Here is a 6,713-nt window from a genome sequence, read left to right on the forward strand (position 1 = left end):
TTTCTCTTTTTATGATACAATGAAGCTATGTTAGACAAAATATTTTTTAAACAATGGCGGGCCAAACTGACTCGCCTGTCTCCGGCAAGGCGAATTTTTCTCAGCTTTGCCTTGGTTATCCTGGTGGGCTCGCTCTTATTGAGTTTGCCCTTTGTCCAGCAAGTAAGCTCAACAGCAGGCTATATCGACCACCTCTTTACAGCAGTCTCTATGGTCTGTGTGACAGGACTCTTTACCCAGTCGGTGGCTTCGACCTATAACGGCTGGGGGCAACTCATCTGTATGCTCTTGATTCAGATTGGGGGCCTAGGGATTTTGACCTTTATCGGTCTCTTCTTTATGGAAAGTCGCCAAAAGCTCAGTTTCAAGGACCGGCAGACCATTCGGGATAGCTTTAGTTTTAGCAATAACCAAAGTTTGACCCGTTTTGTCCGCTCCATCTTTATTACCACATTTACCATCGAAGGTGTCGGGGCCTTGCTTCTCATGACTCGCTTTATTCCTCGCTTTGGTTGGGGTCATGGAATCTTCAACTCCATCTTTGTTGCGGTTTCCGCCTTTTGTAATGCGGGCTTTGATAATTTTGGGGGCGATAGTATGATGAGTTTCCAGACCGATTGGTTGGTCAATCTGACCTTATCTGCCCTGATCATTACTGGGGGCTTGGGCTTTATGGTCTGGTTTGACCTAGCGACCAAGGCCCGCAACCAATCTGGACGCCGGACTCTTCGCTTTCATACCAAGGTGGTTCTCTGGTTGACAGCTGCTATCCTTCTCTTTGGGACCGTAACTAGCCTCTTGACAGAGTTTAATAATCCAGCAACGATTGGGTCCCTTCCATTGGGAGAGAAGATCTTGGTCAGCTTCTTCCAAACTGTCAGTATGCGGACGGCTGGCTTTGCCTCACTGGATTATACAGCAGTCCGACCTGTGACACTCTTTGTTTATATCCTCCAGATGTTCCTAGGTGGGGCACCAGGTGGGACAGCAGGAGGGATGAAGATCACCACCTTCTTGGTCTTGATCCTCTTAGCTCGCAAGGAATTGCTGGGTTTGCCACATACCAATTTAGGCAAACGAACCATCGCACCAGACTTGGTGCAACGTTCTTTGGGCACAGCAGTGATTTTCCAGTTGACCTTTATCCTGGGTCTCTTTGGCCTTTGTCTTGTGACGCCGGATGGTCAACGTTTTCTGTACCTGGTCTTTGAGGTGGTATCGGCTTTAGCGACAGTGGGCGTGACGGCCAATGTGACCTCAACCTTAAATGGAGCAGGTCTGGGGATCATCATGGTGCTCATGTTTATCGGTCGAATCGGCCCCTTGACCCTTATGGTCAGCTTGAACAATTACAAGGCCAAAAAGGCAGACGCCTTGCAGTATGCCAAGGCAGACATCATTATCGGATAGGAGAGACTTATGGCAAATCGAACCATTGGAATTCTGGGATTAGGGATTTTTGGACAGAGTGTCTTAAAAACCCTGCAGGACCAGGATGTGGATATCATTGCAATTGACGATCATGAAGATGTGATCAACCAGTATGAATCTATGATTACAACTGGAATTGTTGGAGATATTACGGAAATGGACCTCTTGGATGCGGCAGATATTGGGAACTGTGACACAGTCGTCATTGCGACGGGAGAAAACTTGGAATCAAGTGTCCTGGCGGTCATGCACTGTAAGGCACTTGGCGTCGAGCACGTCATTGCCAAGGTCAAGAATGAAGTGACCAAGGAAGTCCTTGAGAAGATTGGGGCTGATTTGGTCATCCTACCAGAGGTAGAAGCGGGGATGTCTCTAGCTAAGATGATCCTCTTCCAACACGGGATTGAAGTCTTCCAGTTGGATGAAGCAGTGGTGGTGGCTGAGTTTACGGTTCCAGCTAGCTGGGTAGGAAAAAGCCTTCAGGACTTGGCTGTCAGAGAGGAGCACCATCTCAATATTATCGGCTATCGAGATGCGGAAGACCAACCGCTTCATATTCAGATTGGTCCCGACTTTATCTGGCCTGAAGGGGTGCGTGTGATGGCAGTGACAGACAACCAATATTTAGATAGAATCCAAGATTTGTTAGACTAATAGTGTAATGGAAACGGCCGAAAGGTCGTTTTTTTCTTCTCTAGGTTAACTCTTCTTTAAGCGTTGATTGCTAAAGTAAGAGAAACAAAAACACTTCCATTGTGGGAATAGAAGGATGAAAGATGATATTTTTTAACAGAATACGACCCAAACAGCCCTTAAAAGAGCTCAAATGGTTTGATATTGGTATTGTGACGGCCATTCTTTTTGGGCTTAATGACTTCGGTAAGTGAGAAGAACAAATAGAAGGCGCTGGCCTTTTCAACTTTGATCCGTTTTTCTTTCCACACCTATCAGGGGCTTCTCTAGGCCCTTGTGATTGGCGTCATTTATGGACTCTTTTATTACTTCATGTACAAGAAGGTCGTCAAGAATCTCTTGCCATTTTTCCTCATGCATGCCTTGGCAGATATGTTTGGTTCGAGTCTCATGTATCTCTTGATCCGTTGGGGAAGTTGATCTTATAAAATTTTAGGAAAGGCTCTGTCAGGTGTTGACAGGCCTTTTTTTGAGTGCTATAGTATAACCGTAAACGCTTACACAGCGAGGCGAAGCAGATAAAAAGCGGGCAGTCAGATGCCCATAAAAGCGGAGGAACGACAAATGGCAGGATCAGTGATACAGGGAGAGAACTACCGAATCTCCGTATTAACGGAATCTTTGGTGCGCTTGGAATACTCAGAGGATGGTGTTTTTGAGGATGGTCAGACGCAAGTTGTGCAAAATCGTGATTTTGGACCTGTAGCCTGTGAGGTCGTAGAGACAGAAGAGGTCCTCGATCTGCATACGGAGAATCTCCACCTTCATTTTGAAAAGGGACCTTTTACACCGGATCGACTTTTTATCGAGCTCAAGGGTCAGTATGCAGTCTATGGTAGCCGGTGGCACTATGGAGATCAGCCTGAGACCTTGAAGGGGACCAGTCGGACGCTTGACGAGGTCGATGGGGCTATGGAGTTGCAAGATGGGATCTTGAGCAAGGCCGGTTATGCTCTTTTGGATGATTCCAGTTCCTACTTGTATGATGTCGAAAGCGGATTTAGAGCACGGCCATGTCCAGAAGTGGATCTGTATTTCTTCGGTTATGGGCGCGATTATCTAGGGGCCTTGAAAGATTTTTACCATCTGACGGGACAACCACCCCTCTTGCCACGTTATGCTCTGGGAAACTGGTGGAGTCGGTATTGGCCTTATACCAGTCAGGAGTACACAGATTTGATGGATCGTTTCAAGGCTGAAGGGGTGCCTTTGGCTGTCAGTGTGATCGATATGGACTGGCACAAGACAGCAATTCCTGCTCGCTTTGGAAGTGGTTGGACGGGCTATAGTTGGAACCGGGACTTGATTCCTGATCCTGCTGCCTTCTTACATGGTCTTCATGAGCGTGGTTTAAAGGTGACCTTAAATGTCCATCCAGCAGATGGCATTCGCGCCTTCGAAGATGCTTATCCCATGGTCGCAAAACGCTTGGGATTAGATGCGAAAAAAGAAGAAGCGGCTAGCTTTGACTTTTACAGTCCAGCCTTTCGCGAAGCCTATTTCGAAGATGTCCACCATCCCTTGGAAGATCAAGGAGTGGACTTTTGGTGGATTGATTGGCAGCAAGGTAGTCATGGCAAGATGGATCCCCTTTGGTTGTTAAATCACTATCATTATCTAGACAATTGTCGAAAAGGCCAAGCTGGTCTCATCTTATCGCGTTATGGGGGTCCTGGCAGCCACCGGTATCCGATCGGTTTTTCAGGGGATACCATTGTGACTTGGGAATCCCTAGCCTTTCAACCCTATTTTACCAGCACAGCTTCCAATATCGGTTATACGTGGTGGAGTCACGATATTGGTGGCCATATGCGGGGTTACTATGATGAAGACTTGGCTCTTCGCTGGTTGCAATTTGGGGTCTTTAGCCCGATCAATCGTCTCCATAGTTCTTGTAATGCCTTTAACAGCAAGGAACCGTGGTTTTACTCGCCTGAGACCTGTCGCTGGATGAAGCAGTATTTGCGCCTGCGTCACAGCTTACTGCCTTATCTTTACACCATGAATGTGGCGACGCATGAAGAAGGACTGCCTTTGGTTCAGCCCCTCTATTACCATTACCCAAATGAAGAAGAGGCTTATGAAGCGAAAAATCAATATTTCTTTGGCAGTGAACTCATGGTGGCACCGATTACCGAAGCACTGGATCCGGTCTTTCATAGTGCTTCTGTGAGTGTTTGGTTCCCAGACGGCGTTTGGTATGATTTCTTCCATGACTGGAAGTATGAAGGAAGAGGCAATCTCACGGTCTTTAGGACCAGCCAGGATATTCCAGTCTTTGCACGTGCGGGAGCCATCATCCCTATGGATGCACAACCACAGACAGGAGTGGACCTTCCAGAAATGCTGGACTGGCATCTCTTCCCAGGTGACAATCGTTCCTTCGTACTCGTCGAAGGAGAAGGAGCTAGCAAGGTTGAAACCCGCCTAACAGTCGATTGGGATGAAAGAAAGATTATGCTGGATTTAACAGGTGAGATTGCCTTGCTTCCTGAAAAGAGACAGCACCGTTTCTTGCTCCATACCTTTGAGACAGCCCCTATTTTAGTGGACAATCAAAGTCAGGAAATTGCGATGGGTGAGCTGCAATCGCATCCGATTGCCAAAGAAGATCGGATGTTTGAACTCTTAAAATCTGCCAACCTGGCCTACGATAGGAAAAATGAATTATTTGCGGCTTGTTCAAGAGCGAAGGATTGGAAACAGTTGATGAAGGTCATCACGCCTTTGGAGGAAGGCTTGCGCCAACGTCTCTTTGAAGTGATTTATTCCAGTGAAGAGAATGAAGACTTGTAAATTCTTGCAATTTCACTCCTATTTTTGTATGATGAAAGTGATTTCACAATCATAAAGGAGAAGAAAAAATGGAACAAAAATGGTGGCATAATGCCGTAATTTACCAAGTTTATCCAAAAAGTTTCAAGGATAGTAATGGCGATGGCATCGGGGATCTCAAGGGGATCACGAGCAAGCTAGACTATTTGGAAAAGCTAGGGATCACAGCTATCTGGCTCTCACCAGTCTACAAGAGTCCCATGGATGATAACGGCTATGACATCTCGGATTACGAGGATATTGCCTCCATCTTTGGTACCATGGAAGATATGGAAGAATTAATCGCAGAAGGTCAGAAACGTAAGATCAAAATCATCATGGACTTGGTGGTCAACCATACCTCTGATGAGCATGCTTGGTTTATCGAGGCGCGTGAACATCCAGACAGTCCAAAGCGGGATTTCTATATTTGGCGCGATGAGCCCAATGGCATTATTTCTGCTTTTAGTGGCTCTGCTTGGGAGTTCGATGAAGCTTCTGGTCAATACTACCTGCATAACTTTAGCAAGAAGCAACCAGACCTTAACTGGGAAAATGAGGAGCTTCGCCATCAGATCTATGACATGATGAATTTCTGGATTGACAAGGGAATTGGTGGCTTCCGTATGGATGTGATCGATATGATCGGTAAGATCCCAGATCAGGAAATCATCAGCAATGGTCCCATGCTCCATCCTTACTTGAAGGAAATGAATCAAGCGACCTTTGGCGATAAGGATCTGCTCACAGTGGGAGAAACTTGGGGAGCAACTCCAGAGATTGCCAAGCAATACTCCAATCCAAAAAATCAAGAATTGTCCATGGTTTTCCAATTTGAACACATCGGCCTTCAATACCAACCGGGTCAACCAAAGTGGCACTACGCTAAGGAATTGGATGTGCCTAAATTGAAGGAAATTTTCACCAAGTGGCAGACGGAATTAGGAGAAGAGGAAGGCTGGAATTCCCTCTTTTGGAACAACCACGATTTGCCACGGATTGTGTCAACTTGGGGGGATGATGGCGACTATCGTGTCAAATCTGCCAAGGCTTTAGCGATTCTGCTTCACTTGATGAAGGGAACTCCTTATATCTATCAAGGGGAAGAAATCGGGATGACCAATTATCCATTTAAGACCCTTGAGGACGTAGAAGATATTGAGTCGATCAACTATGCTCATGAAGCCTTAGAAAAAGGCGTGCCGCTCGAAGTGATCATGGATCAAATCTGCCATATTGGTCGGGACAATGCCCGGACACCGATGCAGTGGAATAGTGAAGCAGAAGCTGGCTTTACGACAGGTCGTCCATGGCTTGCGATCAACCCAAACTACAAAGAGATCAATGTAGAGGCTGCCCTCGCAGATCCAGACTCTATTTTCTATACCTACCAAGCCCTCATTGCTTTGAGAAAAGAACACCCTTGGCTTGTGACTGCTGATTATGAATTGGTGGATGCAGCAGACAAGGTTTTTGCCTACAAGCGGGTAGAAGGAGAGCAAGCCTATTTGGTGGTTGTCAATCTCTCCAGTCAAGAGCAAGACTTACCGCTCGTTAATGGGGTTGAAGAGGTTCTCATTGCCAATACCAAGGTAGAACAAGTCCTCGAATCAGGCAAGTTGGCCCCTTGGGATGCCTTCTGTATCAAATTAGCCTAATGAAGCAAATGAAAAAATAGAGGAAATTACTTCCTCGTAGAAGAGGCTGGGACAAAAGTCCTAGCCTCTCAATTGTTTTTGGATTGTCGAGCAAGACGCAGTGGTTGAGTGGGCTCT

The 6,713-nt window shown here is 46.4% G+C and carries 4 protein-coding genes and 1 pseudogene; all 5 read left to right on the forward strand.

Annotated elements, in window-relative coordinates; translation table 11 throughout:
• Positions 1-27 precede the first annotated feature (27 nt).
• The 5 genes and pseudogenes from K1I56_RS05255 (at position 28) to K1I56_RS05275 (ending at position 6,596) form a co-directional block, all read left to right on the forward strand.
• Positions 28-1,410, forward strand: a complete 1,383-nt coding sequence (locus K1I56_RS05255) for a TrkH family potassium uptake protein (protein WP_223325452.1) — start codon at positions 28-30, stop codon at positions 1,408-1,410.
• A gap of 9 nt (positions 1,411-1,419) precedes the next feature.
• Positions 1,420-2,085, forward strand: coding sequence for a potassium channel family protein (locus tag K1I56_RS05260; protein ID WP_070586917.1), 666 nt, complete (start codon positions 1,420-1,422; stop codon positions 2,083-2,085).
• Between the two features lie 201 nt (positions 2,086-2,286).
• Positions 2,287-2,544: pseudogene (locus tag K1I56_RS05265) on the forward strand (CPBP family glutamic-type intramembrane protease); the annotation flags it as partial.
• Positions 2,545-2,688: 144 nt separating this feature from the next.
• Positions 2,689-4,920 carry a glycoside hydrolase family 31 protein gene (locus tag K1I56_RS05270; protein ID WP_223325453.1) on the forward strand — a complete coding sequence of 744 codons (2,232 nt, stop codon included), beginning with the start codon at positions 2,689-2,691 and terminating at the stop codon, positions 4,918-4,920.
• Between the two features lie 68 nt (positions 4,921-4,988).
• The gene (locus K1I56_RS05275) at positions 4,989-6,596 is read left to right on the forward strand and encodes an alpha-glucosidase (RefSeq protein WP_223325454.1); all 1,608 of its coding nucleotides are present in this window, start codon (positions 4,989-4,991) and stop codon (positions 6,594-6,596) included.
• Positions 6,597-6,713 lie beyond the last annotated feature (117 nt).

Source organism: Streptococcus parasanguinis (assembly GCF_019929185.1).
Classification (GTDB): Bacteria; Bacillota; Bacilli; order Lactobacillales; family Streptococcaceae; genus Streptococcus; species Streptococcus parasanguinis_O.